The sequence below is a fragment of the Oceanobacillus jeddahensis genome, from assembly GCF_000750635.1.
Taxonomy (GTDB): domain Bacteria; phylum Bacillota; class Bacilli; order Bacillales; family Amphibacillaceae; genus Oceanobacillus; species Oceanobacillus jeddahense.
On the sequence record NZ_CCDM010000005.1, the window covers coordinates 43,978 to 70,202 of the forward strand.

Consider the following 26,225-nt stretch of genomic DNA (forward strand, 5'->3'; position numbering starts at 1 on the left):
AACAATCTCCTTTCTAATTCCATATTACGAAAACGCATTCATTATATTAAGGCGGTCTTTTTCCTCTCTATAGGAAAAATCGTTCTACTTTGCTTATTTAATTAAGATATAATGTAGATAGAGGTGAATCCTATGGATAGTATCATACAAGATTTAATTACATGGATAAATACACAAGAAAAGCAAGTCATCATTGGTATTACAGGACACGGCGGAGCTGGTAAAACAACATTTGCTGACCAATTGAATCAGGCTTTGAATCAAGAAGCAAATTTGATTTGTACGGACCCGTATATCGTCAGTTCAGAGCTGAGACGAGAGACGAAAATTACATATTCATATCAAGAGGAAGTCCGTGCTGCTAAAATGACTGCTTGTCACCCGTTAGCACATTATGTAGACGCATTAGAACGTGATATTCAAATGACCCGTGCTGGCATGCGGTGGAATACAATTGACAGGGATTATTTGCCGAGCAAATTGATAGAGCCAAATAAAAAATGTACTATTTTTGAAGGAATGAGTGTTGCTTTTGTAAACACAGCATATTTTGATGTGGAAATTTATCTTTATACGGATGGGGAGACAGAATTAGTTCGCCGCTCTAGCCGGGATACAGCGGAACGAAATCGAAATCTGGAAAATATACAAAAAACACATCAGGAAAGAAGAAGGCAATACAGCCATTTTATGCACCTATATAAAGATAAGGCCGATATTATTCTTTTTACCGATGAAAAAGGGATGCATATTGAAAAGAACCAATTAATGGCAGAGTAAGATTAGAGTGATTCTAAAAGGAGAAATAATATATGAAAATAAAAGAACTAAAAACAGAAAAAGAATGGCTGGATGCTTATCAAGTGATGCGGCAATTGCGTACACATCTGGATGTATTTGATTATCTGGATTTGGTAAAAGAAGCGGTGGAGGTGGAACGTTACCATTTAGCTGCTTTGTATGAAGGAGAAAAAATCGTTGCTGTGACAGGATTTAAACCAATGACTACCTTGTATTATGGGCGATTTGTCTGGGTATGTGATTTAGTAACAGATGAACACAGTCGTTCCAAAGGATATGGAGAGCAACTTTTAAATTTTGTTCATCAATGGGCGGAAAATTATCAATTTGAGTCGGTAGCCTTGTCATCTGGCTTGCAGCGTCACAGTGCACATCGGTTTTACGAAGAGAAAATGGGTTACTCTAAAGCAAGTTATGTGTTAAAGAAAACTTGGTAAATCTACACCGGGGTTTTGCTTTGTAAGGGCTGAGACAGAGAAAGGAATTATACCTGTTTGTCCTTTGATAATGAATATATTTTTCTTTGTCATACAAAAAAATGTATCTAATTGTGTTTTGGATCATTATCCATTTTTTAACTGCGTCATAGTTGAGTTTGAAAAAGAGAAGCGTATAATAATTACTGTTGAAAAAGCTATCTTTATAAGATTATTTTGTGTGAAATGAGGAAATCTAAACCTAAGTAGAAATAGATGTTTTTACAATCAGACATGTAAGTGACTTGAAATAGAATAGGGACAGATTAACTTGTTTTACACAGCGGCAAGAATGCAGCAGAAAGAAGGAAAGTTCAATGAGCAAAGCACAAACGAAAACATCAAGAAAGGCAATGGCCTTTGTAAGAGGATTAATTATTATCATTGGCGGATTCATTACGGCATATGGATTAGAGGCCGTATTGATTCCTAATAGTGTTTCCGATGGAGGCGTAACAGGTCTTAGTATCGTCGGATCCCAATGGACAGGACTGCCGTTAGGGATCTTAATCGCCATTTTAAATATTCCGTTTATCTACTTAGGGTACAAGCAAGTCGGAAAGAATTTTGCAGCTTTTTCCATACTGGGAATTGCTTCTTTAGCGGTTAGTACAAGCCTGATGCATCATATTCCGACGATTATTGAAATTGAAGGAGATACTTTACTAGTCACGGTTGTCGGTGGTATTATTATTGGTTTTGGTATGGGGCTAGCGCTTCGTAATGGTGGTGCATTAGATGGCATTGATATGTTAGCTGTTTTGTTATCACGCAAACTGCCTTTTGGAACAAGCGATTTAATTTTGTTTCTTAATGTATTTGTATTTATCGTCGTATCCACTGTATTTGGATTACGGGGAGCGCTGATGTCAGGGATTGCTTATTTCATAGCTTCTAAAGTAATTCACGTGATCGAAGAAGGATTGAGCAGTACCAAAGCAGTGTATATTATTACTGAGCAAGATGAGGCAATGATAAAAGAGATTGGTGAGCGATTAGGCCGTGGATGTACGCTGCAGCATGTAGAGGGCGGTTATTCAAAAAAACAATTTAAACAAGTTAAAAGTATTATTACGCGTTTGGAAGAAAGCAAAATGAAAGAGATTATTCAAGATGTTGATCCGAATGCATTTATAACTGTTCACGATGTTTCGGAAGTACGGGGCGGTAATTTCGATTAAATCAATGATAAGAAAAAATTCGGATTCGTTAGAGAATGAGTGAATCCGAATTTTTTATATTTTCCAAGTGTGTAAAAAAGGCAGCTAATGAAAAATTCATCGGCTGCCTTTTGAGTAGGACATTCATTATGATCTTGTTCTAAATATATCCGCAAATGCGTGAAACACTTCAATACCTTGGTAAGTGAATACGGACAATGCAGTAAGTGAAAAGAATCCAATAACGATTAATCTGAAAATCATCATTTTATTAACCTCCTCTTTTGATTTTAAATTTATATCAAAAGAGGTTTAAACCACGAAATTGGATTGATAGAACACGGGGGTCAACAGCTGCTTTGTTCGAGCGGCTCTGACAACTGTCGTAAATAAACATAGACTACCCAATAAGAATAAAGCAATAACCAATTCTGAATTAGCAATAAATGATTTATCCGGTTGATCATTTCCACCAAGACTTAAATCATGAGAAACCTGATGATCAATTAGTATATCCTGCTCGGCGAGAACGTAGTTGTGATGGATATCTGAAAATAACTGTGTCATTGGTAAAATAATAATCATTAAAGCAATAATTAAGTATCTATTCAACATCTACGCCTCCTTCCATCATCAGTTTTATGTGTTTAAGTTGTTCTTTACCAAGGGAAAAACTCAATTATAACAATATTACTAGATGAGTTCAATATAACTTACTATAATTGTTAGAAATTAATGTGTATTATATTCCTATTTAGCAAATGTGTCTACACTTTTTGAACATTTTATGAATTTTTCTTCATAAAAAGAATATAACCAACCTATCGATATCTTTAAACATATGCTTAGAGGCTTGGAAATTATGTATATCTGAAATATTTTTAAAATTTCTTATTGACATGGAATTCAAATAGATATATAGTTATCTACAACAAATAAATAGCAATACATTTTCTTATCCAGAGAGGTGGAGGGACTGGCCCTTCGAAGCCTCGGCAACAGACTTATTAAAGAACTGTGCCAATTCCAGTAGCATGAAGCTAGCAGATAAGGAGAGACATTGATATCGTATTCAAACCTCTTCTTTCTGAAAAGAAGAGGTTTTTTTCGTATTTATATCAACTTATCGGCAGCGATCAAAAAGCAAAAGTATACAGGAGGAATGGAGAAATGGCGAAAAGAAGTTTAGAAGAACGTTTAAAACAGGGAACAGTAATTGCAGGAGAAGGATACTTATTTGAACTGGAGCGCAGAGGTTACTTGCAGGCAGGCTCCTTTGTACCTGAGGTGGCACTGGAAAATCCAGAAACATTAAAAGCAGTGTATCGTGATTTCATGAAAGCGGGATCTGATGTCGTGCTGGCATTTACATACAATGCACATCGTGAAAAAATGCGTATTATTGGAAAAGAAGATTTATTAGAACCTTTAAATAGAAATGCAATCAAATTAGCAAAGGAAGTAGCCAAAGAACATCCAACAGAAGAAGCGTTGGTGGCTGGAAATATTTCGAATACAAATATTTTTAATCCAGAAGATCAGGAATCAAAGGATAAAGTAAGAGCGATGTTTAATGAAATGGTTTCCTGGTGCAAGGATGAAGAGGTTGACTTTATTAATGGAGAAACCTTCTACTATCATGAAGAAGCATTAATTGCTTTAGAGGAAATTAAAAAATATGATTTGCCGGCAGTTATTACCCTGGGGTTAATGGGAGAAAATATACTTCGTGATGGCTATACAGTGGAAGAGTCATGTAAGATTCTGGAAGAGAATGGTGCGCTGGTTGTTGGAATGAACTGTTTCCGTGGTCCGGATACCATGCAGCCATATTTAGAGAAGATCCGTGACAACGTAGATGGATATGTAGGAGCATTGCCAATTCCGTATCGTACGACAGAAGAAAATCCTACATTCTTTAACTTGCCGGACGGTGGATGCAGCTGTCACTTGCCGACGGAAACAACCTTTCCAACGTCTTTAGACCCGCTTTATCATAACCGTTATGAGTTAGCGGAATGGGCGAAAAAAGCACATAACATTGGCGTCAATTATATTGGTTTATGCTGTGGGGCTTCACCGGCAATGCTGCGTGCAGTTGCAGAGGCTGTAGGAGTTGAGACGATTAATTCGATCTATTCTCCAGATATGCACAAGCATTTCTTATTCGGTAAAGATGAGACGTTACAGGACCATATTACGGGTTACAAAACAAAAGCATAATTAAAATGATATGGGAGGCGGCTAATAATGACAGTTACAAAAGCAAATGAATTAATACAAGCGCTTGAAACATTAAAGTCAAAAACATGGGTAGATTTAACACATACATTTGGTCCTGATTCACCACATTTCGCAGCTTTTAAAGATGCGAAGTTTGAGACCTTATATACACATGATGACGGTTTTTTTGCACAGCAATTCAGTGTTTCCGGTCAATATGGTACACATATTGATGCGCCGATTCATTTTGTTCGTGATCAGCGCTATTTGGAAGAATTAGATTTAAAAGAAGTTGTCCTCCCGCTTGTTGTAATTGATAAATCGGAAGCTGTTAGGGAGAACCATGATTATATTTTAACAGTCGAAGATATTTTAACTTTTGAAGAAGTGCATGGAAAAATTGAAGCGGGCACATTTGTAGCTTTGCGAACAGATTGGAGCAAACGCTGGCCGGATAGAGAAGCTTTTGAAAATAAGGATGAAAATGGGGACAGTCATATACCTGGATGGGGGCTTGATGCTCTGAAATTCTTATTTGAAGAAAGAAATATTAAATCAGTAGGCCATGAAACATTTGATACAGATGCTGCTATTGATGCCAAAAAAAATGGTTCTTTAATTGGCGAGTATTATGTATTAGAACAAGATACTTTCCAAGTGGAGTTGTTAACGAATCTGGATCAATTACCGGCTAAGGGTGCAGTAATTTTTAATATCAGCCCAAAGCCTGAAAAAGCAAGCGGTTTTCCAGTTCGTTCATTTGCAATCCTGCCATAATTAATCATCATTACCGAAAATGAGGAGAGAATAATATGACCAAAACAGCAGTAAAAGCACCATTTCGCGCAGATCATGTTGGTAGTTTATTACGTCCAGAGCGTATTCACCAGGCAAGGAAGAATTTTCAAGAAGGAGCACTTTCCAAGCAAGAGCTTCATCAAATTGAAACAGAAGAAATTAAGCGTATTGTAGATAAACAAATTGAAGCAGGTCTGCATGCGGTCACAGATGGAGAATTCAGACGCCGTTTCTGGCATACCGATTTTCAGGAGCATTTAAATGGTGTGGAAGGATATGTGCCGGAACAAGGGTATCAATTTGTAGGGGAAGAAACAGAGCGTTATAATGTGCGCGTAACAGGAAAAGTCTCTTTTAATCCGGATCATCCACATGTGAAAGAGTTTGTGGAATTTAAAGAGATCGTTGGTGACCGTGCGATTGCGAAACAAACGATTCCAAGTCCCAATCAATTATTCAATGCAGGCATTAGAAATCTAGAGATTTATCCAGATATTGAGGAATATGCAAACGATGTTATTCAAACTTACCGGGACGCCATTAAAGCATTTTATGATGCAGGATGTCGCTATCTGCAGCTGGATGATGTTTATATTGCCGGTTTAAATGCACCGGAAATTCCATTTAATGACAGCGGATATGACCGGCAAGAATTAATTGACCTGGCATTAAGAGTTGTGAACCGTGTTCTGGAAGATAAACCGGAAGACTTGACCATTACTACGCATCTTTGCCGCGGAAATTATCGTTCTAAATGGGCATTTGAAGGCAGTTATGCAAAAATAGCTCCAACCTTATTTGCAAAAGAAAAGGTAGATGGTTTTTTCTTGGAATATGATGATGATCGTTCCGGCGGCTTTGAACCGCTTGAATATATTCCGGACGGCGGTCCACGTGTCGTGTTGGGCGTTTTTACCTCAAAACATGGGGAGTTAGAAGACAAAGAAAATATCAAAGCAAGAATAAAAGAGGCATCACAATATGTGCCTAAAAATCAGCTATGCATCAGCCCGCAATGCGGTTTTGCATCCACCCATCACGGTAATTTGTTGACGGAGGAAGAGCAGTGGAACAAATTAAAATATATTGTGGATGTCGCTAAAGAAGTTTGGGAGAGCGAAACACTTTAATCAAAGAAGCAACGTGTTAACACATTGTATGGAAATAAATAGACAATCAAAACAGGCTGAAGGAGATTGGAACCTTTGAGCCTGTTTTTTCATGCAAATAAAGCACAAGTTGATAGATATAAAGATAGAAATAGTGCTAGAATAGGGATAACCAGAAAAATAGTTCGAAAGTGGGGAATGACTTTGACAGAGATATGTATGATACGTCATGGAGAAACGAATTGGAATAAAGAAAAAAGAATTCAAGGCAACACGGATATTCCTTTAAATGAAACGGGGAAATCGCAAGCAGAGGTTTGCTGTGCGGCTGCAAAGCAGTTTGAACCGACTGTATTAATTACCAGTCCGCTAGCTCGTGCAAAGGTGACAGCGGAAATTATTAATAAGGATCTGCGGCTGCCGCTGCATGAAATGAAGGCTTTTGTAGAGCGTTCTTACGGGGGTGCGGAAGGAATGACGATAGAGGATCGAAATCGCTATTTCCCTGATCGTGAAGATATTCCGAATGTGGAGACGTTTGAAGATTTAAAGCAGAGAGGGCTAAAAGGGTTGGAAGAAGTGTGTGAAAGATATCCAGACGAACGTGTTCTTATCGTTTCCCATGGTGCATTAATTAATAGTCTTTTATCTGTTATTTCAAAAGGAGAACTGGGTACAGGGATTACATTTCTTCAAAATACATCGATTACAAAGTTTGCTCATGAAAATAGGGAGTGGCGTGTGATAGATTATAATAATACAGACCATCTTGCAGCTGTTAATGAATAATAGCTGCATAAAAAAACGTATCATTTGTATATGAATTATTTTAAAATAGAGAGATGTTCAAGAAAGGGGGGATATGGATGAAAATTAATTTTGTAAAGGTAGAAGTCCTGATGGCAGAAGAATATATTAGTGATTTGCGAGAACAGCTACATGAACATGGATTTTTACACTATGGTAATCAGGATAACGTTCTTTCTTATACAAAATACAAACATTACTCTCGGCCTTTAGAGTTAGCTTCACTGGACATGTCTTTACCTATAGAAAGTGAATGTTTGCAGACAATTCATAAAGTTGAATTTCGTTGTATGATCCATCAGATTGAGAAGGTCAAGAAAATCATCCATGATATCCACCCGAATGATCATCCTGTTATTTATTTTATTCCTATACTTGATTAGTTAAAAGCAGCCATTGGATAGGGCTGCTTTTAACATTAATGTATAAACAGTAGTTTATTTTGAGCGGTGTTTCATTGTCGCTTTTTTCCATTTCTTTTTTTCTTCCGCAGCAAGTCGGGTGTTTTGCTTGCGTTCCAAATAAGCAAGCTCCTTTTGCAATTTAACATAACTGTTCCAGCGTTCTCTTTCCAACTCTCCAGTTTCCAATGCTTCTTTTATGGCACAGTCTGGCTCTGTATCATGTTGGCAATCATTGAACCGACACTTTCCAATCAATATTTGAATATCGGAAAAGGTATGCGATAAACCTGTTTCTTCTCCACCCCAGAGTAAAAAGCTTCGCATCCCGGGAGTATCAATAATTACACCGCCATCTGGCAATCGGAATAGCTCTCGGTGTGTTGTTGTATGTCTACCGCGTTTATCCGAATCACGAACAGCACGAGTTTTAAGCACTTTTTTTCCTAACAAATGATTAATCAGTGTCGATTTACCGACACCAGAGTTGCCGATTAATACAATCGTATCATCTGGATGGATCGTGTTTTGTATTTTATCTTTTCCAATTTCATTAACTGCGTCCCAAGTCAGAATAGGGACGCCTAAGGCAACTTGATCAATTTCCTGCTTGATGGCTTCTAGATTCTCCGTTAAATCTGCTTTAGAAAGAATAATAATTGGACTAGAACCGCTCTCCCAGACAGTTACTAAAAAGCGCTCTAATTTACGCTCATTTATTTTCTCCTCTAAGCTAAGAACAATAAATACTTTGGTAACATTACTGGCGAGAATTTGAACGTTTGTTTCTAATTCATCTGCTTTCCGGACAATACAGCTAAAACGGGGAAGCAATTTATTGATAATCAGCACATCATGAGGATTATTTTCTTTCAGAACGACCCAATCCCCAATAGAAGGAAAATCTTCTCTTGATGCGGCATCGTGCCGGAATTTTCCTTTTACAATTGCCGGGCGTGATCCATAGATAGTTTGAACGGTATATCTTTCTTTTTGCTCGTTAATAACACGAGCCAACAGGTCTATAGAACCCTTATAGTTTATTTCCGGGCGATAAGCATAGTTTTTTTGAAATTCGTACAAGTGAATTTCCTCCTTATATTTTTGAATAAAAAAACGGACTGGTACACACCGATCCGAATACATCAAAAATATAGGAGTTCTTCTAAAATCCAAATAAATATTGATCACGTATGGGAAGGTGAGTACCTATGAAAAATAGCTGCTAATGTGTTCATATATACTTTTTTCATAAGACATCACCTTCTCTCTTTTGTAATTGCTTACATCATACCGGATTATTTAAGAAAAGTAAATAGTTAAAAAAGAAATACACATCTGGAATTTTCTAATAAAAGGGATTCCGAAGCGTATTTTTATGGAGTGAAGTTTCGTTTTATCTGTATACGATTCCACCGTCAGTGATTATCGCTTGCCCTGTAATATAGTCTGAATCATCGGAAGCTAGGAAAGAGACAAGGTTTGCAACGTCCTCAGGCTCTTGAGAACGTCCTAGCGAAATGCCATTGACAAATTGCTTATAAGCATCCCCCGGTTCCATATTATCATAATATTTTACCATTTCTTCATCAATACGATCCCACATTGCTGTTCCCGCAACACCTGGACAATATGCGTTGACACGGATATTATATGGTGCCAATTCTTTGGAGGCAGAATGCGTAAAAGAACGAACCGCGTGTTTGGTAGCGGAATAAGTCCCCAGCATTTCAAAAGATTCATGACCAGCGATACTACATGCATTAATGACTTTCCCTTTTGAATCTTGTTTAATAAATTGTTCGGCTGCAGCCTGTGTACCAAATACTGTACCATTTACGTTTACTGCAAATGTTTTATTTAATTGATTTTCGTCAATTTCAAGGAATGGAGAAACAACATCGATTCCAGCGTTGTTCACAAAAACATCAAGGCGTCCAAAAGCCTCCACTGCCTCTTTGACAAGGATAAATTGATCATTACGTTTCGACACATCACCTACAACGGAAATGGCATCCACACCAGAATCCTTAAATTCTTTTAATGTACTGTTCAGCATTTCTTTATTAATATCATGCAGAACGATTTTGAAATCATCTTCACCAAGACGTTTCGCGATTCCTTTCCCTAACCCGCCTGCAGATCCTGTAATAATTGCCACTTTTGACATAGAAAAGACCTCCAATTAAATGTACGTTGAATATTTAGATGCTATTATTTACATCTAAGTATACTATCCCTCTTTTAAAGAGATTAAAACAAAATAGTTAGAAAAAGTTTTTCAGAAGTTCCTTAGTAATATTTTCCTTTTAATCTTTAGTAAGAAATTTTTTACGTTAAGAAAGAAAAATTAAGAAGCCGAAACCGGCACACCTTTGTGTTAATCGAGGCAGACTAAGAAATAACTTATCTGTCTAAACGTAACATATATAGTTATAAGTGTTGCAAATTTTGAAATAATAAAAACAAAAGCGTATGCTAAAAATAGAAAGAAAAGGAGGAATAAAAAATGACAACATTAACTGGAAAGGTTGCAATTGTAACAGGAGGAGCTTCCGGAATTGGATATGCGATGGTACAAAATTTACTGGAAGCTGGAGCAAAAGTAGGTGTAGCCGATTTAAACGAAGAAAAGCTGAAAGAATTGGAACAGCAGCATCAAGGGAATTTACTTGGGATTGTAACAAATGTAACCAAAGAGGATGACATTAAAAATCTTGTGAACAAAACAGTAGAAGCATTTGGTGGATTAGATATAGCCTTTAATGTGGCTGGTGCATCTAAATCAGGAGCAATCATTGATCAGCCGGAAGAAGATTGGAATTTCACTGTTGATTTGTGTTTAAAAGGTGTTTTCCTATCTCTAAAACATGAAGCAAAATACATGAGAGAACATGGTGGTGGAGCAATTGTAAATGTTGCTTCTTTAAATGCACATGTTCCAATGCATTATGGAGCAGCTTATTCTTCTGCAAAAGCGGGAGTGGAGATGCTTACCAAAAATGCTGCGCTTGAAATGTCCAAGCATAATATTCGTGTTAATGCTATCTTGCCAGGTCTAGTATCAACACCGTTAACCTCCGATTTAACGGATGTCGATGCAATTAATGAAGCTTATTTGGAGCGGATCCCAATGGAGAGAGCTGGAGATCCGAAAGAGATAGCTGGTCCGGCATTATTCCTTGTCAGCGATGAGGCATCCTATGTGAATGGGGCCAGCTTACTTGTAGACGGTGGATGGGCTGTGACAGGTTATCCGGATTTAAGCAAGTTTATGTAACGAAAGCTGTTTGGTTAGGAAAATTTAGTTATACTTATGCAGGAAGTAACTTTAACCTTTACTTCCTGCATAAGATTAGAAACAAAAGAGCTGCTCTTTTTGCTCTTATATTAATTTTTAAGTGACTTCCGAAGTATACTTATTTCCTTTAAATCCAGACTGGTTAATTCAGATATCTCTTCATCTGAATAATTTCTGTCTAAAAGCTTTTTAGCAAAATTCCGTTCCGCTTCTGCTATTCCTTTCTCCAGGCCTTTTTCTATACCTTGTTCTATGCCTTGTTCCATACCTTTCTCCATCCCTTGTTTCATCCCTTTTTCCATACCCTTTTTTGTCGCTTCTTCCTCGATTTCTCTAAATAGTCTTCCAAATGTCGGGGTATCTCTCAACTTTTCCATTCCCATGATTTTTCCTTCCTCCTTTTCGTTTTGGGCGATTGGCAACGACTCATACAGTTTTTCCTGCAATTCTGATGGTATCTGCAGGATATAATCAATAAAGTATAATAGGGCTGAAAGATAGGCCTCACGGTGCGAATACTTTTCGAATACCAAGCTGATAAGCTGTTGTTTAAATTGGAACCTTTCTTCATGATCTTTCTTTGCCTTGCCAGTGTTTTTACTAACATAGATTCCTGCAAGCACAGCTAAAGCGAATGGGTTATCAGATTTTTTCAGCTTCTCCTTATCTTTTCCGTAAAATCGATAGATATTGTATGCGTAAGTTAATTCTGTTCCGTAGAAAGAGTAACGAAATGTATCTTCATAACTCTGATGATTTGCATCTGTCAACAGGGCGATGGAATAAATCGGATGATTATACTGGTCATATATCCGGTAAAAATATTTAAACATACGCTCAGCAAAGATTTGTTCTCCAATGGCCTGTACTTCGATGTGGATGAAAACGTATTTTTCTTCTCCGTTCTTCAGCATTATTTTGACTAATTTATCCGAATATTTTCTGCCTTTTTTTGAATTGATTACAAACTGAAAAAGTTCTATATTTTGGAAATCTGCTCCTTTTTCAAAATCAATTTCCGGATACAGATCCGGTGCAAAAAATTCCATAAATTCTTGAAATAGTTCTTCAATTAAATTTTTCCAAAGCCCGTCATAATCCGTCTTCTTTGCATCGTAACTGTTTTTATTTTCTTCTACTGTGGTTATCATTATTTTATCACATCCCCAAGTAATATTACATTTAATTTTAATCATAGGGAATTAGTGTGGAGAAAGCAAAACGGTAAAATTAGATTTCCTACATGAAAAATGGTTGTATAAATGGAATTTCAACTTGGTTTTTTACATTTTATCGGTAACAGTATGGCAGTTATATTTAATTTTTAATGATTTTTTAGGATAAAAAAGGAATGATCTTTATTTAATTACTCAATTTTCGCACCTTAAAAAGTAACTTCATTTCCATAGAAACAGGAGTTGATCGTTCTTTTGATAACTCCCTTGACAAAGAATAGAATTTGTAGTGTAAAGCACCGTTGCGGCGGACCGTTTTGCTTTCCGACGTACAAATGTTTTCGATGGGGTGAGTAATCGCAGTCCCAACCCCAGGACGTTGCGACTTTAGTCTGCCTAGGAGCACGCTCTTCAACTAACTTTTGCCAAGAAGAGCACTTGGCAAAAGTGAATTTTCAGATGATGCTAATCCCTCAGGAGTCAAAACAGTCCGCCTCCACTAGTAAGATATTCTATACGTGGAAAACAACTCACCAAATAAATGTTTGATCAGATAGAACATATTTTTCATGCTGCATGATCAAATGATGCAAGAAGCTTAGCAAAGGTTCTTATCATTCATCGTCATTTTCCTTTGGTATTCAACAATGCTTGCTTATTTCCGTAATAATCCTTGCTATTTCATCTGTTGATTCCTTCATCCCGTGTTCCAGCCAGTATTCAATCACTGTAATACTTCCGCTAATAGAGTAGATGGTCATGTACTTTGCAGCCGTTTCGCTCATTTTATGTTCTGGTTCGTTAAAGTCATTCATAATATGAGTTTGGGCGGCAAACATGACTTTATGTGTGAATCTTTTATTGCCGTGTTCACTAAAAAGAATCCGGAAATGCTCATGGCGGCTGTAGACATATTCGAGTAAATAATTTAACATCGCCAGCGCTTCTTTTTCCTGTGTATAGTCATACTGAAGCAGCGCTTGATTTAGTTCATCGATAATTTCATCCTCAATATTGGTCAGTAAATCATATTGATCGGTATAGTGGCTGTAAAAGGTAGAACGATTGATGTCGGCCTGCTCGCAAATCTCTTTAATCGTAATCGAAGAAATTGGTTTTTCTTTTAAAAGCTCCATCAGAGCATTTTTAAGAACCATCCGGGTATATCGTTTTCTGCGATCTAGTTTTTGTACCATGATAAAAAACTCCTTTTTTGAACAAAATATGAAATTCTAGCTGTTTATCCAACATATAATGATTTTTTGTTGTGAAACGTACATATTTTAAACAACTGTTTGTTGTCTAACTGACAGTGTGTAGATATAATAATAAATTATATGAATGAAATCAGCAAGGTAATGGGGAATGACAGTGGCAAATTTAATTATTCGTTTTAAAAAGACAGTGGTAACACTTTTTATAATACTTATGATTCTTTCTTTAGCAGGAATCCTGTTTGTTGATGTGAATTACAATATGCAGGATTATTTACCGGATGATGCAGAATCAACACAAGCCTTAGAAGTGATGGAGGAGGAATTTTCAAGCGGTATTGCAAATGCCAGAGTTATGGTGGGTGATGTCTCGATTCAGGAAGCGATGGAATATAAACATGCTCTGGAAGAGATAAATGGCATCACAGAAGTCCTCTGGCTGGATGATGTCGTTGATATTCGAACACCGGTTGAAGTGTCCGACACAGATACAGTGGAGACGTATTATAAGGATGAAAATGCCCTCTTTTCCGTCACGATTGCCAGCGGAGAAGAAGTCGAGGCAACCAATGCTATTTATGATTTGGTCGGCGAAGAAAATGCGATTTCCGGAGAGGCTGTCAATACAGCAACAGAACAAGAAATGACAGGGACAGAGAGCATGTACGCGGCAGCATTGCTTGTTCCGATTATTATCATTATCCTTATCTTGTCTACCAGTTCATGGATAGAGCCGGTATTTTTCCTGACAGCCATAGGGGTATCCGTATTAATTAACTTAGGAACGAATATATTTATCGGCGAGATTTCGTTTGTTACCCAGGCAGTAGCTCCGATACTGCAGCTGGCAGTTTCCTTGGATTATGCAATCTTTCTTCTGCATAGCTTTCAGGATTACCGAAATAAAAATTACAAACCAGAAGAAGCAATGAAATCAGCTATTAAAGAATCATGGCCGGTAATCAGCACGAGTGCTTTTACCACTATTTTTGGCTTTATGGCATTGATGTTTATGCGTTTTGAGATTGGTTCCGATCTAGGGTTAAACTTAGTGAAGGGGATAGTGTTAAGTTTTATCAGCGTGATCATCTTCCTACCAGCCTTTACATTGGTATTTTATCGTTGGATTGATCGGACGCAGCATCGTGCGTTTGTTCCAACCCGTTTTGAAGGGGTTGGGAAAAAACTGCTGAAATTAAGGCTTCCTGTCCTTATCCTTGTTTTATTACTGCTTGTTCCAAGCTTTTTAGCGCAAAGCAGTACGACATTCACATACGGGATGGGAGAACCGCCCGAGGATACCCGATTAGGAACAGATGTAAGGCAGATTGAAGAAGTTTTTGGAGAATCGACTTCGGTTGTGTTACTCGTTCCTAATAACGATATAGGGAAAGAGGAGGAAATGGTTCAAGTCTTGGACAATGTAAATCATGTTTCTTCTGTTATCAGTTATGCAACAATGGTCGGCAGTGTTATCCCGCAGGACTTTTTAGAGGAAGAGGCAACAGAACAATTTCTTTCCGAGCATTATAGCCGGATCATTATTAATACGGAAGCAGGTACAGAAGGAGATCTTCCTTTTGCGATTGTAGAAGATGTTCGGGAAATTGCTTCCGCTTATTATGGAGAAGATGCATTAACATTGGGAGAAAGTGCATCACTATATGATATGAAAAACATTGTTTCTCAGGATAATCAGGTGGTAAATATCTTAACCATTCTTGGGGTAGGGATTGTAATTTTAGTTAATTTCCGGTCGATTTCTTTCCCAATTGTCTTATTATTGGTTATTCAGGCGGCGGTCTGGATGAATCTGGCCATTCCTTATTTTACCGGAACACCGCTTGTCTTTATCGGTTATTTGATTGTTAGTACAGTACAGCTGGCAGCAACCGTAGATTATGCGATATTATTGACGGAGACTTATAAAAATTATAGAAGATATATGCCAAAATGGAAGGCGATCAAAATGACATTGGATGATAAGATTTTTTCCATTGCTGTTTCGGCGTCCATTTTATCCATCGTCGGTTTTGTTTTATGGATGACTTCTTCCAATCCAGTTGTCGGTTCTATCGGCTTATTGTTAGGAAGAGGGGCGCTCTTGGCATTTATTCTTGTTATCACCTTATTACCTGCATTGCTTGTATATGGAGATACATTGCTTCAAAAGACATCGATAGGGATGAAGTTTCACAAGGAGGAAAAACATGAGGACAACAATTAAATGGATTTGGCTTGCGCTGGCTCTATTCTTTATTCCTTTTATAAATACAGCTGTTGCGGAAGAGTCTTCTGAGGAGAAAGAGGAAGATGCGGAAACCGAGGAAAAAAATGAGGTTATTTATGCGAATTTAGAAGCAAGTGGTGCATTAGAAAATATATACGTCGTCAATGCATTTGAATTGAATAAAACAGGAATTATTGAAGATTTCGGCAACTATGAATCTATCAAAAATTTAACGGATACGAGTGAGATTGAACAGGACGGAAATACCATTCGTATGGACGCGACGGCAGATACTTTTTATTATCAGGGAGATCTTTCTAAGGAACTTCCATGGGATTTCACGATTACTTATTATTTAGATGGGGAAGAAGTAGATCCGCAAACGGTTATTGGAGAATCAGGGCAAGTAGAAATTGAAATAAAAGCCGAGAAAAACGAAGAAGCCGAGAGTGTTTTCTTTGATAACTATATGCTGCAAATATCACAGGCATTAAACACCGATTACTTCTATAATATCGAAGCAGAAGACGCGACCGTAGCGAATTCTGGAAAGAATAGACAAATTGCATTTACGGTGATGCCCGGAGAAGAAGAAACCCTGACGATTCATGCGGATACTGATCAATTTGAATTAGAAGGGATGGAAATCTCAGCATTGCCTTCAGCTGTTTCTGTTGAAGGTCCGGACACAGATGCATTGACAGAGGAATTTGAAAGCTTAACAGACGCAATTGGTGAAATCAATGAAGGAGTGGGTGAGCTTGGAGATGGAATCAGTGGGTTGTCGGGTGGCTTAACCGATTTGGAAAACGGCTCTTCCGAATTTCAAAATGGTTTAAATGAGTTAAACAATTCCAGTGGTGAATTAACAGGCGCATCAGAAGAAATTAATAATGCATTTCAAGCGGTGCAGGAAGAAGTTAGTCAAATTACAGGTGTTGATGGAATCGACCAATTAAGCGGTATGACAGAAGCAGCATCGAATATGGCGGCAGGAATGGAAGAATTAGCTAACGAGTTAGATTCGTTGTCAGCAGGCTACGGGGATGCGAAAGAAGCGTTGCAGACAGCTATGGATGAAATACCGGAAGCAACCTTAACAGAAGAGGATTTCCAAGAATTATATGATAGTGAGCTCGATTCGGAGATGGTTGATGAATTGGTTGGCACCTATGAAGCTGCCCAAAATGCGTTAGCTGTCTATTACGAATCAGTGGAATCATTTGATGCAGTGGAGCCGGCTTTGTCTGAATTTCAGACCTCTGCCAGCGATATTTCCAGCAATATCCGTGATTTTTCCAGTGATTTAGAGGAATCCGTCGGACAAATAGATATTGATGAAGGACTGGATGAATTTATTACAAGCGTAGATACCATGGCTGAAAATTATAATCAATTTCATGAAGGCCTGGTTTCCTATACTAATGGTGTAAATGAACTGAGTACCTCTTATTCGGATATTCATACGGGAATTGGAGAAGCATCTTCAGGAGCAAGTGAACTTGCAACAGGGGCTGATGAATTACAGAATGGAACGAGTGAATTATATGATGCAACTCAAAATATTCCTGATGAAATGCAGGAAGAAATTGACGAGATGATTTCTCAGTATGATAAATCTGATTTCGAACCAATTTCCTTTGTGTCGGAAGAAAATAATGAAGTAACCAATTCAGTCCAATTTGTTATTCAAACAGATAGTATTAAACCAGCGGATGATACGGAAGAAGTAGAAGAAGATGAAGAGAATGAAGGGTTTTGGGATAGGTTATTGAATTTGTTTTAAAGGAAGAGAAGGACTGTCACACAATAAAGTACTTTATTGTGTGACAGTCCTTTGATTTATTGATGTCAATAAGTGTTTATGCTAGAGTTCATTATCATCAATAATATCCTCTGTATCATATATACCAGGTTCAAATTTTTTATTAAATAATTTCTCTGTCATGGCATTAAAAGTATATAGAGATAAAATTTACAATTTTCTATTGAATTTAAAAAACAAATGGAGTAAACTCTTAACATAAGGTCATCTGATGACCTTATTTATTTAATTATAGCTTGTTTATTTTAAAGAAGTTATATACTCCAGTTATTATTACTATATTTCACATGGAAATAATTTTAATAAATCAGGACCTTCACATTTGTTTGCAGTACCAAATAGAATACATATGTCTCTATCTATTTTGGCTACAAACTATGGTTACAGAGGAGATGATGCTTTTAATCCAAATTTATAGTGGAGTAAAATGCTTGACTTTGCAAACCTCTAGCAATGAATTAAAATAGATGCACGTACTAGAGGAGTTGACACTAATGAAATATAAGCGAATAAAAACTGAAAAAATATATGAACAAGTTGCTGATTCATTGATAGCTATGATTAAAGAAGGAAGTTTGAAATCAGGAGATAAACTAGATTCCGTGGAGCAATTATCGAAAAGTTTTGGCGTTGGGCGTTCTGCCATCAGGGAAGCGCTTAGCGGACTGCGTTCGATGGGATTAGTTGAAATGCGTCAAGGAGAAGGAACATATGTGAAAGCGTTTGATGCGGAACGTTTTACCCTGCCTGTAAGTACCGCATTTCTAATGAAACAAGATGATGTGAAAGAATTGTATCAAGTCCGTAAAATTTTAGAAGTCGGCACAGCAGCATTTTCGGCAGAGAGTCATACAGATAAGGACCTGGAGAAAATGGAAGAAGCATTACAGCTGATGGCAGATGCAAAAGGTAATGATCGAATTGCTGAACAGGCAGATGCAGATTTTCATTTGGCTGTAGCGCAGGCAACACAAATGAATTTATTGATTCATTTAATGGGAAGCGTTTCTGAACTGATGTCAGAAACCATACGTGAAACACGTCGAATTTTATTATACACAGAAGACCGGTCAAATATTTTATATGATGAGCATGAGCGTATCTATCAAGCAATTAAAAATAGACAAGCTGATCAAGCAAGAGAAAGAATGTATGAACATCTAGAAAATGTAGAAAAAATGCTGTTTCAAAAACTTGATAAGAATTAATTACCTCATTTGTCACGGAGAATCACCCGTAAAACTCCCGCCTCAAAATCAAAGAGGGAAAATACATTTATTTAGGGGGGAGATCAGGTGAGCTAACTCCCTGAATCACTCAGGCTAATTAAGTGGGAGAAGAGCAGCAGACTAAATTCGGACATCCTGGGACTGGGGCTAGGATTACTCGCCCCACCGAAAAACCATTGCGATTACTCGTCCCGTCTTAAAGCGTTGTGCGTCGGAAACTTTTACTGAATGAAGTTTCGTTTTATGGCCGGTACCAATAGAAGAGGTGGAAAAAATGAAAGTATCTTTGTTCATTACATGTGTAAGTGATATTGTTTTTGCAGATGTAGGGAAGAATACAGTGGAATTATTGGAGCGATTAGGTTGTGAAGTAGATTTTCCAGCAGCGCAAACCTGTTGCGGACAGCCTGCATATAATAGTGGTTATCTTCAAGAGGCAAAAAAAGCAATGAAGCAGATGATAAAAGCCTTTAAAGATTCAGAATATGTGGTTGGTCCTTCTGGTTCATGTGTTGGAATGCTCAGAGAATATCCGCATATATTTAAAGGTGATCCAGAATGGGAACAGCCAGCTATTGATTTAGCGAATAAATCCTATGAAGTGACGCAATTTATTGTGGATATATTAGGTGTAACAGATGTGGGTGCTGCATTTGAAGGAAGAGTAACCTACCATCCATCCTGCCATATGACCCGTATTTTGGGAGTAAAGGAAGCGCCAACCAAGCTGTTAAAAAACGTCAAAGGAATCGATTTTGTAGAGTTGCCAGTAAAAGAGGATTGTTGTGGATTTGGTGGTACATTTGCTGTGAAAAATGCAGACATATCTGGAGAAATGGTAAAAGAGAAATCACAGCATGTATCCGAAACAGAAGCGGAATATCTCGTCGGGGGAGACATGGGCTGTCTGATGAATATTGGTGGACGTATGCGCAGAGAAGGAAAAAACGTTAAAGTCATGCATATTACAGAAATCCTAAATACACATGCCAAAGAACAAGGAGGAGCAACCGCATGAGCATAAAAATTAGCGAAACTCCTTATAAGGAACGAATTGGGCAAGGTATTGACAATGATTTTATGAGACAAGCAGTTTCTTCTGCACAAGGAAGATTTCGGAACGGCCGCTTAACGCAGGCAGAAGAGCTGGGTAATTGGGAAGATTGGCGTCAGCTTGGTTCAGAAATCCGTTCTCACACATTAGAAAACATTGATTACTATTTATATCAGCTTAGTGAAGAAGTAGAAAAGCGTGGCGGAAATGTATTTTTTGCAGAGACAGCAGAGGAAGCTAATGCATATATTGAAAATGTTGTTAAGAAGAAAAATGCAAAAAAAGTCGTTAAAACGAAATCAATGGTCACTGAGGAAATTGGTTTAAATCAAACATTGGAGCAAACAGGAGCAGAAGTGGTGGAATCGGATTTAGGAGAATGGATTCTGCAATTGGATGAGGATCCTCCATCCCATATTGTAACTCCCGCCCTGCACAAAAACAGACAGCAAATTCAAGATACTTTCCGGGATAAGAAAGGCTATGATAAGTCAGATACACCGGAAGAATTAGCTTCTTTTGCTAGAGAACAGCTGCGACAGGATTTCTTATCAGCAGATGTAGGCATTACCGGCTGCAACTTTGCGATAGCAGAATCCGGTTCCGTGACACTTGTAACAAATGAGGGGAACGCGGAAATGGTAACTTCCCTGCCAGACACGCAAATCAGTGTAATGGGGATGGAAAGGCTTGTTCCAACCTGGGAGGACATGGAAGTCTTAGTCAGTTTGCTGACCAGAGCTGCTGTCGGCCAGAAGCTGACCAGTTATATTACAACCATCACAGGTGCACGGCTGGATGAGGAAATCGACGGACCTGACGACTATCATCTGGTGATTGTTGATAATGGACGTTCTAAAATTTTAGGAACAGAATTTCAATCAGCGCTTCATTGTATTCGTTGCGCTGCTTGTATTAATGTATGCCCTGTATATCGTCATGTTGGCGGCCATGCTTATAATTCCATTTATCCAGGCCCGATCGGAGCAGTATTAACACCGCTTCTTGATGGCTATGAGGATCATAAAGAATTACCATATGCATCCTCTTTATGTGCAGCTTGTACAGAGGCTTGTCCTGTGAAGATCCCATTACATGAGCAATTAATCCGTCATCGTGAAATTATTGTAGAAGAAGAGAAAAAATCTCCTGCTTCTGAAAAAATCATGATGAAAGGTTTTGCGCAATGGGCATCGAACCCGGCGGCTTATAAATTAAGTACGAAAGTTGCGAGGACCGCATTAAAGCCATGGACAAAAGAGGAATATGTTGAACATGGTCCGGGACCGTTAAAAGGATGGACGGACGTCCGTGATTTTCCAGCACCAGGCAAACAGTCCTTCCGCAGCTGGTGGAATCATCGCCAAAAAGGAGGAAAGGCATAATGGCTATTCACAATCTTGACTCCTTTTTAAGTAACCTTGCAGCAAACCTGGGCCGGCCACAAAAAAGAGAAGGTGTAAACCGGCCGGAATATAGTGTTCAGCCGCAGCATGAGGTTTTTAAAGATTATTCGACCGAAGAGCTTATTGAAGTGTTAAAAGAGCATTGTAAAGTGATTCATACCGATTTCGTCCGTACAGACAAAAGTGATTTGCAAATGACATTGAAGAAAATATTAGATGGCTATGAAGCAGCTTCGATTATTGCTTCGAATGATAAGCGGAATCAGGAATATGGGCTGGATAAGGCTTATGAAGAATTTTCAAAAGAGGTGGACGTACATGTGTGGGACGCAGGCCTCGGCAAGGAAAATCAAGTCATTGCCGAAAGAACAGATGTGGGAATTTCTTTTAGTGATATCACACTTGCGGAATCGGGAACAGTTGCTTTAATGACTAATAGAGATAATGGAAGGTCAATCAGTTTAATGCCGACATGCTATATTGCCATTATTCCTAAAGAAACGATTGTACCGAGAATGACGCAGGCAGCAAGAAAAATTCATCAAGATAATGAAAAAGGGATTGTTCCACCTTCCAGCGTTTGTTTTGTCACAGGACCGAGTAATAGTGCGGATATAGAAATGAATTTGATTGTCGGTGTGCACGGGCCGGTAAAGGTAACTTACATTGTAGTAGATGACTAAGATAGGATTTTCATAGAAAAAGCTTCTTCCCAATCTGATGGGAGAAGCTTTTTCGCTCTACTTAAAGTTCTTTATAAGAAATTAAATCAATATGCTTATCATCGAGCTGTTGCCTGATACGATGATCTGTAAGCATGGCAATCTCTTGCGTGCGGGGAATCAGTAAAGAGGAATGGTTTAAAATATAATCGTCTAAATATCCTGGATGGAAAATGAGCATGTCCACACCGTCTTCATGCAAATTATCAAGTAGTTTTTCCAACGTGTGATAAGGATTATAATCTGCTTGCATGCTTTCCATCATCATATAGACTTTTGTATCATTTACCATAATAAAGGATTCATTACTGGTAAGATCATTTGGACTGGCCCCTGTTGGTAATCCAGAATAAGTTAGTTCATGGGTATCCGCAAAATACGCTAATGCTTTGAAAAATTGATTACTCGCAATCGCATGACCCTCAAAATAATACGGTTTCTTGCCAAATAATTTAAGAAACTTATGATATTGCGCTTCAATTTCAATAAGAGCTTCTTCAAATACTACAAAATCTTCTTCAGCAGTACGGTATACTTTCGATGATTTGAAATAACCATCTTCCTGCACCAGAGACGGGATTTTTTCAGGATCGGCTAAAGGTTTGCCGGCGCAAATATTGGTATGCTGGCCGAAAGCAACAGGTTCTTCTTTTAATAAATTTACTCCATGCTCTGTTGAAGGCATATTTACCATAACTCCGACACTAGAAATTAAGCCGTCTTTAACAGATTTTTCGATACCGTAGTTTACCGCTTCTGAATAACCTAAATCATCTGCTCGAAATAATACTTTTTTATGCATTGATTTCACTCCCTGTCTGATAATCTATTTTACTTTTGCTTCTAGGATATAAGTTACAATGGTTGATACAATAAATCCAATGATGCAGGAAAGTAGTCCATAAATGTTATTTACAATTATGCCATTAAAGAAGTAATAAGAAAACGAAATGTCCATGTTTTTAACCAATATTAGATTTTTCCTGCAAAAATAATAAAATTCTAATTTTTATTACAAAAGTTTAAAAAAACGGTATAATTAGGTCATAATGATCCTGTCCAAAGAACTATATATGAAAATAGTGATGAAGAAATTCGGATTAAGAAAAAAGAATATTTGTTTTTCTAAATAACTGGAGAAGAGGTAATTTTATGGGTGAAGGTGAAAAAGAATACACAGGGTTTTGGGATGGCCAATTACTTGAAATTATAACATCGGAGGAAAAAACTTATTTTACTCAACTTATTGGGAACAAGTCTGATATGTTGATTCAACGGCCGGTAAATAAGCAAAATGTGCCAATGCTTGTGGAAAACGGGATGGCAGTAACAGTATGTTTCTATGACCATGAAAAAGGTTTAAGTAAATTTAATACACAGCTGCATCTTCATTCAAATGGAAAAATAACAATAGATAAGCCTAGTAGTGATGCAATAAAAGTAGTACAAAGAAGAGAATTTTTCCGTGTGAAAGCTATGGAAGAAATGCATCTGACATTACCTGCTGCTGAAGATACAGATGAAAATTCGGGGGGAACTGTAAAAGTTACTACCCATGATATTAGCGGCGGCGGGGTAGCTTTTTTTAGCCATTCTAAAATAGTTGAGATGGATGATGAAGTAACGGGAATATTATATTTGAAAATGAAAAAGGATACGCAAAAAATAGCGTTTAAGGGCAGGATTGTGAATGTCATGAAACAGCCTAATCAAATGATTAAAAATGCAATTCAATTTATCGATATGAGAGAAGGAACACGGTCAAGAATTGTGCAATTCTGTATCACAAAGCAAATTGAAATTCGTAATAAGTTGAAGGGATAGATACTGGTATCTAAGAGAAAACAGATCAGGGATTTTATTTTTTTATTTCAAAAGAAGGAATTTTTAAATTTCATGTCGAATATACAAAGAATATAAGGGAGGTTATAAGGTAGTTGACATAAATGGATTTAATTACCATTAAAACCATTATTTATTTTCAAGATGCTATAGTCTAACAGTTCCAGCTTTAGATGAAGTAAAACAAATTAAGGCTAAAGAGTTGGTAAAGGAGCTGAAAGAGAATGGTGCTGACAGAAGAGATTCGAATACTACCGACCTCGGATGAAGAAAGAAAGCTGAAGCATGAGTTCGTCTTAATTGAACAAGCAGGATGGGTACGGACAAGTGAGCAGATACCAATATACTAAATAGAATAGAAACTTGAATGAAAAAGCCAACCAGTGGAATTTGGGAGTTCAATTTACTGTATGTTCCAAAAGCCCCGGTAGAACGTTAAACAACAATTTAATAGATTTAAAAATACCAGAAAATGGAGAACCGATGTGCAGGTTGCAGCACATTGTTTCTTAACGCTATAAAGAGTGGAAGAAAAACGATTTTTTGAATAAATATAAAATGGTAAAGGAGGGAAGCCGATTTGTCAAAACATGCAACATTCTAAAAATCAAAAAGCCATTACAACATCTGCACGGATAGAGAACAAATATCTACCTTAACGCCACATATGCATTGAATAATAAATAGCCTGATAACTCCCCAAAATGCATAACTTTAAGTGGTGGGTAAGAGGATAGGAAGAAATACAGCTATCCATTCAGATTGTTATAAAGAAGCTTATTGATTTTTATAGGTTTTGGACAACGGCAGATTTATGTCGCATAAAGTTGGATCAATCAATCAAGATCTACATGTGTATATTGCACAAAAGGAGGATATGAAATCCGTTCTCCACCTGTTGAAGGGCGTGACAACATGGTTGAAAAAAAGTCGCTTGAAACAGTGGGAGTTTCTTGATCAGGATGAAGAAGATCCGGAAGTAAGACAATCTGTGGAAGATGGAGCTACCTTTGTTGTTAAAGAAGGTGATGAGATTATTGCTACATTTACATTAAATGAAATGCAGACACCCTGGGATAAGAATATTTGGGGACAGTCCAGTGAGGATGCTTTTTATATGCACCGGTTGTCCGTGGATTATGACCATATTGGACGGGGATTAGGTAGACCAATTGTCGAGTGGATGGAAGCTTATACAAAGACACAGGGAATGCGCAGAATTCGTTTAGACTGTGTGGAGAGCAATAAAAAGCTAAATCAAATATATAAAGGCTTTGGTTACGATTATAAAGGTACTAATCATGGGCATTGCAGATATGAAAAGATTTTATAGTAATTGTTAATCCCATTGTTTTTCCGTAACTTTATAAAATAATTAATGTATCTAGGATTTCTGACGGTATACCTTATCTATCTTTAATTAGAATGAGGTTACTGTCAGATACATAATGTTCAGGTATAAAGCATGTTTGTAATAGATATGCTTATTTTATGGTTATGTTACAAGTTAGATTTGGAGTGTAGAAAGGAAGTGTATTATTGAAACAAAACAAATATGATAATCATCCATTTTTTCAGGCATACGCTGAAATGGACCGGTCTAAAAAAGGGTTGGAAGCGGCTGGAGAATGGCATATTTTAAAAGAGATGTTACCAGAATTTAAAGGGAAAAAGGTCTTAGACTTAGGCTGTGGATTTGGCTGGCATAGCCGTTATGCAAGAGAACAAGGTGCGGAATCAGTGATAGGAACGGATATATCTGAACGGATGCTTGCACGTGCGATTAAAATGACCCATGATTCAGGGATTGTATATTTGCATCAAGCTATAGAGGATATGGATTTTACTAAGGGGTCCATGGATATTGTTATTAGTTCACTTGCGCTTCATTATATCGAATCATTTTCTCGTATTTGTGAAAAGATAAATACTGTATTGAAACCGGGCGGGAGCTTTGTTTTCTCTGTAGAGCATCCCATTTTTACTGCCAGAAAAGAGCAGGACTGGATATATGATCACACAGGTAAGAACCCGATATATTGGCCAGTAGATAATTATCAAGTGGAAGGAAAGAGAGAAGCTTCTTTTTTAAATGAAACAGTAATAAAGTATCACCGTACTGTATCTACATTTATGAATGATTTAATTCAAGCAGGTTTTGACATTTTACGTGTAGAAGAGTCTGTACCATCAAAGGATATGCTTGAGAAAATACCGGATATGAAGCATGAATTGCGAAGACCGATGTTTTTGATGATTGCAGCGGAAAAGAAAGATGTAAAAATTAGCAAGCCTAAAGAAATATAAGCAGAAATGATAAGTGATATTTAGATAGAAGGTAATAGGATGGTGATTAAGAAGATGTTTTTAAATGTCTTCTCTTTTTTTTATTTTTTGAGTTCCATTTTTTATGTATAGGCATATGCTGATAGGAGATTAAGGAAAGGTAGGT

25 protein-coding genes and 1 riboswitch are annotated in these 26,225 nt (G+C 37.5%); of the genes, 19 read left to right on the forward strand and 6 right to left on the reverse strand.

Translation table 11 applies throughout. The features are described 5' to 3' along the window. Positions 1–132 precede the first annotated feature (132 nt). The 3 genes from BN986_RS18880 to BN986_RS18890 all read left to right on the forward strand — a co-directional run bounded on the left by BN986_RS18880 (position 133) and on the right by BN986_RS18890 (position 2,458). The gene (locus tag BN986_RS18880; protein ID WP_040983066.1) at positions 133–780 is read left to right on the forward strand and encodes a uridine kinase family protein; all 648 of its coding nucleotides are present in this window, start codon (positions 133–135) and stop codon (positions 778–780) included. 32 nt (positions 781–812) lie between these two features. After that, on the forward strand, positions 813–1,238 hold the full coding sequence (locus BN986_RS18885) for a GNAT family N-acetyltransferase (protein WP_040983068.1): 426 nt from the start codon (positions 813–815) through the stop codon (positions 1,236–1,238). A 356-nt stretch (positions 1,239–1,594) separates the two neighbouring features. After that, complete coding sequence (locus BN986_RS18890; protein WP_052400932.1) at positions 1,595–2,458, forward strand: YitT family protein; 864 nt, start codon at positions 1,595–1,597, stop codon at positions 2,456–2,458. 291 nt (positions 2,459–2,749) lie between these two features. Here the strand turns inward: BN986_RS18890 and BN986_RS18895 are convergent, their stop codons facing one another. Next, on the reverse strand, positions 2,750–3,049 hold the full coding sequence (locus BN986_RS18895) for a hypothetical protein (RefSeq protein ID WP_148417171.1): 300 nt from the start codon (positions 3,047–3,049) through the stop codon (positions 2,750–2,752). A gap of 340 nt (positions 3,050–3,389) precedes the next feature. Then, positions 3,390–3,491, forward strand: a riboswitch (SAM riboswitch). Positions 3,492–3,607: 116 nt separating this feature from the next. On the opposite strand from BN986_RS18895, the gene BN986_RS18900 reads away from it, so the two are divergent. The 5 genes from BN986_RS18900 to BN986_RS18920 all read left to right on the forward strand — a co-directional run bounded on the left by BN986_RS18900 (position 3,608) and on the right by BN986_RS18920 (position 7,757). After that, positions 3,608–4,660 carry a homocysteine S-methyltransferase family protein gene (locus BN986_RS18900; RefSeq protein WP_040983073.1) on the forward strand — a complete coding sequence of 351 codons (1,053 nt, stop codon included), beginning with the start codon at positions 3,608–3,610 and terminating at the stop codon, positions 4,658–4,660. 27 nt (positions 4,661–4,687) lie between these two features. Beyond that, entirely contained in the window at positions 4,688–5,437 is a 750-nt protein-coding gene (locus BN986_RS18905; RefSeq protein WP_040983075.1) for a cyclase family protein, read from the forward strand. A gap of 35 nt (positions 5,438–5,472) precedes the next feature. After that, positions 5,473–6,588: a 5-methyltetrahydropteroyltriglutamate--homocysteine S-methyltransferase gene (locus BN986_RS18910; RefSeq protein WP_040983077.1), complete on the forward strand. Its 1,116-nt coding sequence runs from the start codon at positions 5,473–5,475 to the stop codon at positions 6,586–6,588. A gap of 75 nt (positions 6,589–6,663) precedes the next feature. Then, the gene (locus tag BN986_RS18915; RefSeq protein WP_244445047.1) at positions 6,664–7,356 is read left to right on the forward strand and encodes a histidine phosphatase family protein; all 693 of its coding nucleotides are present in this window, start codon (positions 6,664–6,666) and stop codon (positions 7,354–7,356) included. A gap of 77 nt (positions 7,357–7,433) precedes the next feature. Next, a complete protein-coding gene (locus tag BN986_RS18920) occupies positions 7,434–7,757 on the forward strand; it encodes a hypothetical protein (RefSeq protein ID WP_040983079.1) in 324 nt (107 codons plus the stop codon). 54 nt (positions 7,758–7,811) lie between these two features. Here the strand turns inward: BN986_RS18920 and rsgA are convergent, their stop codons facing one another. Further along, positions 7,812–8,858 (reverse strand): ribosome small subunit-dependent GTPase A, encoded by a 1,047-nt coding sequence (gene rsgA, locus BN986_RS18925; protein WP_244445048.1) that lies wholly within the window; start codon positions 8,856–8,858, stop codon positions 7,812–7,814. 313 nt (positions 8,859–9,171) lie between these two features. Beyond that, a complete protein-coding gene (locus tag BN986_RS18930) occupies positions 9,172–9,945 on the reverse strand; it encodes an acetoin reductase (RefSeq protein ID WP_040983081.1) in 774 nt (257 codons plus the stop codon). Positions 9,946–10,284: 339 nt separating this feature from the next. On the opposite strand from BN986_RS18930, the gene BN986_RS18935 reads away from it, so the two are divergent. Then, positions 10,285–11,055 carry an SDR family NAD(P)-dependent oxidoreductase gene (locus BN986_RS18935; protein WP_040983083.1) on the forward strand — a complete coding sequence of 257 codons (771 nt, stop codon included), beginning with the start codon at positions 10,285–10,287 and terminating at the stop codon, positions 11,053–11,055. Positions 11,056–11,165: 110 nt separating this feature from the next. On the opposite strand, the gene BN986_RS18940 is transcribed toward BN986_RS18935, so the two are convergent. Next, positions 11,166–12,227: an Rpn family recombination-promoting nuclease/putative transposase gene (locus BN986_RS18940; RefSeq protein WP_040983085.1), complete on the reverse strand. Its 1,062-nt coding sequence runs from the start codon at positions 12,225–12,227 to the stop codon at positions 11,166–11,168. A 665-nt stretch (positions 12,228–12,892) separates the two neighbouring features. Beyond that, positions 12,893–13,447 (reverse strand): TetR/AcrR family transcriptional regulator, encoded by a 555-nt coding sequence (locus BN986_RS18945; protein ID WP_040983087.1) that lies wholly within the window; start codon positions 13,445–13,447, stop codon positions 12,893–12,895. Positions 13,448–13,616: 169 nt separating this feature from the next. Here BN986_RS18945 and BN986_RS18950 point away from each other — a divergent pair, with 169 nt between their 5' ends. From BN986_RS18950 to BN986_RS18975, 6 genes are all read left to right on the forward strand, one after another. Next, positions 13,617–15,692, forward strand: a complete 2,076-nt coding sequence (locus BN986_RS18950) for an efflux RND transporter permease subunit (protein WP_187378588.1) — start codon at positions 13,617–13,619, stop codon at positions 15,690–15,692. Next, the gene (locus BN986_RS18955; RefSeq protein WP_040983091.1) at positions 15,676–17,481 is read left to right on the forward strand and encodes an X-X-X-Leu-X-X-Gly heptad repeat-containing protein; all 1,806 of its coding nucleotides are present in this window, start codon (positions 15,676–15,678) and stop codon (positions 17,479–17,481) included. Before BN986_RS18950 ends, BN986_RS18955 begins: the two co-directional genes overlap by 17 nt. A gap of 533 nt (positions 17,482–18,014) precedes the next feature. After that, complete coding sequence (locus BN986_RS18960; RefSeq protein WP_040983093.1) at positions 18,015–18,728, forward strand: FadR/GntR family transcriptional regulator; 714 nt, start codon at positions 18,015–18,017, stop codon at positions 18,726–18,728. Between the two features lie 295 nt (positions 18,729–19,023). Then, on the forward strand, positions 19,024–19,767 hold the full coding sequence (locus BN986_RS18965) for a (Fe-S)-binding protein (RefSeq protein ID WP_040983095.1): 744 nt from the start codon (positions 19,024–19,026) through the stop codon (positions 19,765–19,767). Beyond that, positions 19,764–21,188, forward strand: a complete 1,425-nt coding sequence (locus BN986_RS18970; RefSeq protein WP_040983097.1) for a LutB/LldF family L-lactate oxidation iron-sulfur protein — start codon at positions 19,764–19,766, stop codon at positions 21,186–21,188. The genes BN986_RS18965 and BN986_RS18970 overlap by 4 nt, the downstream gene beginning before the upstream one ends. Then, positions 21,188–21,892, forward strand: coding sequence for a LutC/YkgG family protein (locus tag BN986_RS18975; RefSeq protein ID WP_040983099.1), 705 nt, complete (start codon positions 21,188–21,190; stop codon positions 21,890–21,892). Before BN986_RS18970 ends, BN986_RS18975 begins: the two co-directional genes overlap by 1 nt. Before the next feature lie 61 nt (positions 21,893–21,953). On the opposite strand, the gene BN986_RS18980 is transcribed toward BN986_RS18975, so the two are convergent. Continuing rightward, positions 21,954–22,733 carry a ChbG/HpnK family deacetylase gene (locus tag BN986_RS18980; protein WP_040983101.1) on the reverse strand — a complete coding sequence of 260 codons (780 nt, stop codon included), beginning with the start codon at positions 22,731–22,733 and terminating at the stop codon, positions 21,954–21,956. A 350-nt stretch (positions 22,734–23,083) separates the two neighbouring features. Between BN986_RS18980 and BN986_RS18985 the strand changes: the two genes are divergently transcribed. The 4 genes from BN986_RS18985 (at position 23,084) to BN986_RS18995 (ending at position 26,080) form a co-directional block, all read left to right on the forward strand. Beyond that, positions 23,084–23,755: a flagellar brake protein gene (locus tag BN986_RS18985; RefSeq protein WP_040983103.1), complete on the forward strand. Its 672-nt coding sequence runs from the start codon at positions 23,084–23,086 to the stop codon at positions 23,753–23,755. Between the two features lie 242 nt (positions 23,756–23,997). Then, positions 23,998–24,123 carry a hypothetical protein gene (locus BN986_RS27935; RefSeq protein ID WP_262362486.1) on the forward strand — a complete coding sequence of 42 codons (126 nt, stop codon included), beginning with the start codon at positions 23,998–24,000 and terminating at the stop codon, positions 24,121–24,123. A 464-nt stretch (positions 24,124–24,587) separates the two neighbouring features. Next, positions 24,588–25,106 (forward strand): GNAT family N-acetyltransferase, encoded by a 519-nt coding sequence (locus tag BN986_RS18990; RefSeq protein WP_040983105.1) that lies wholly within the window; start codon positions 24,588–24,590, stop codon positions 25,104–25,106. Positions 25,107–25,312: 206 nt separating this feature from the next. Next, positions 25,313–26,080, forward strand: coding sequence for a class I SAM-dependent methyltransferase (locus tag BN986_RS18995; RefSeq protein WP_040983107.1), 768 nt, complete (start codon positions 25,313–25,315; stop codon positions 26,078–26,080). The last annotated feature ends 145 nt before the right edge of the window (positions 26,081–26,225 follow it).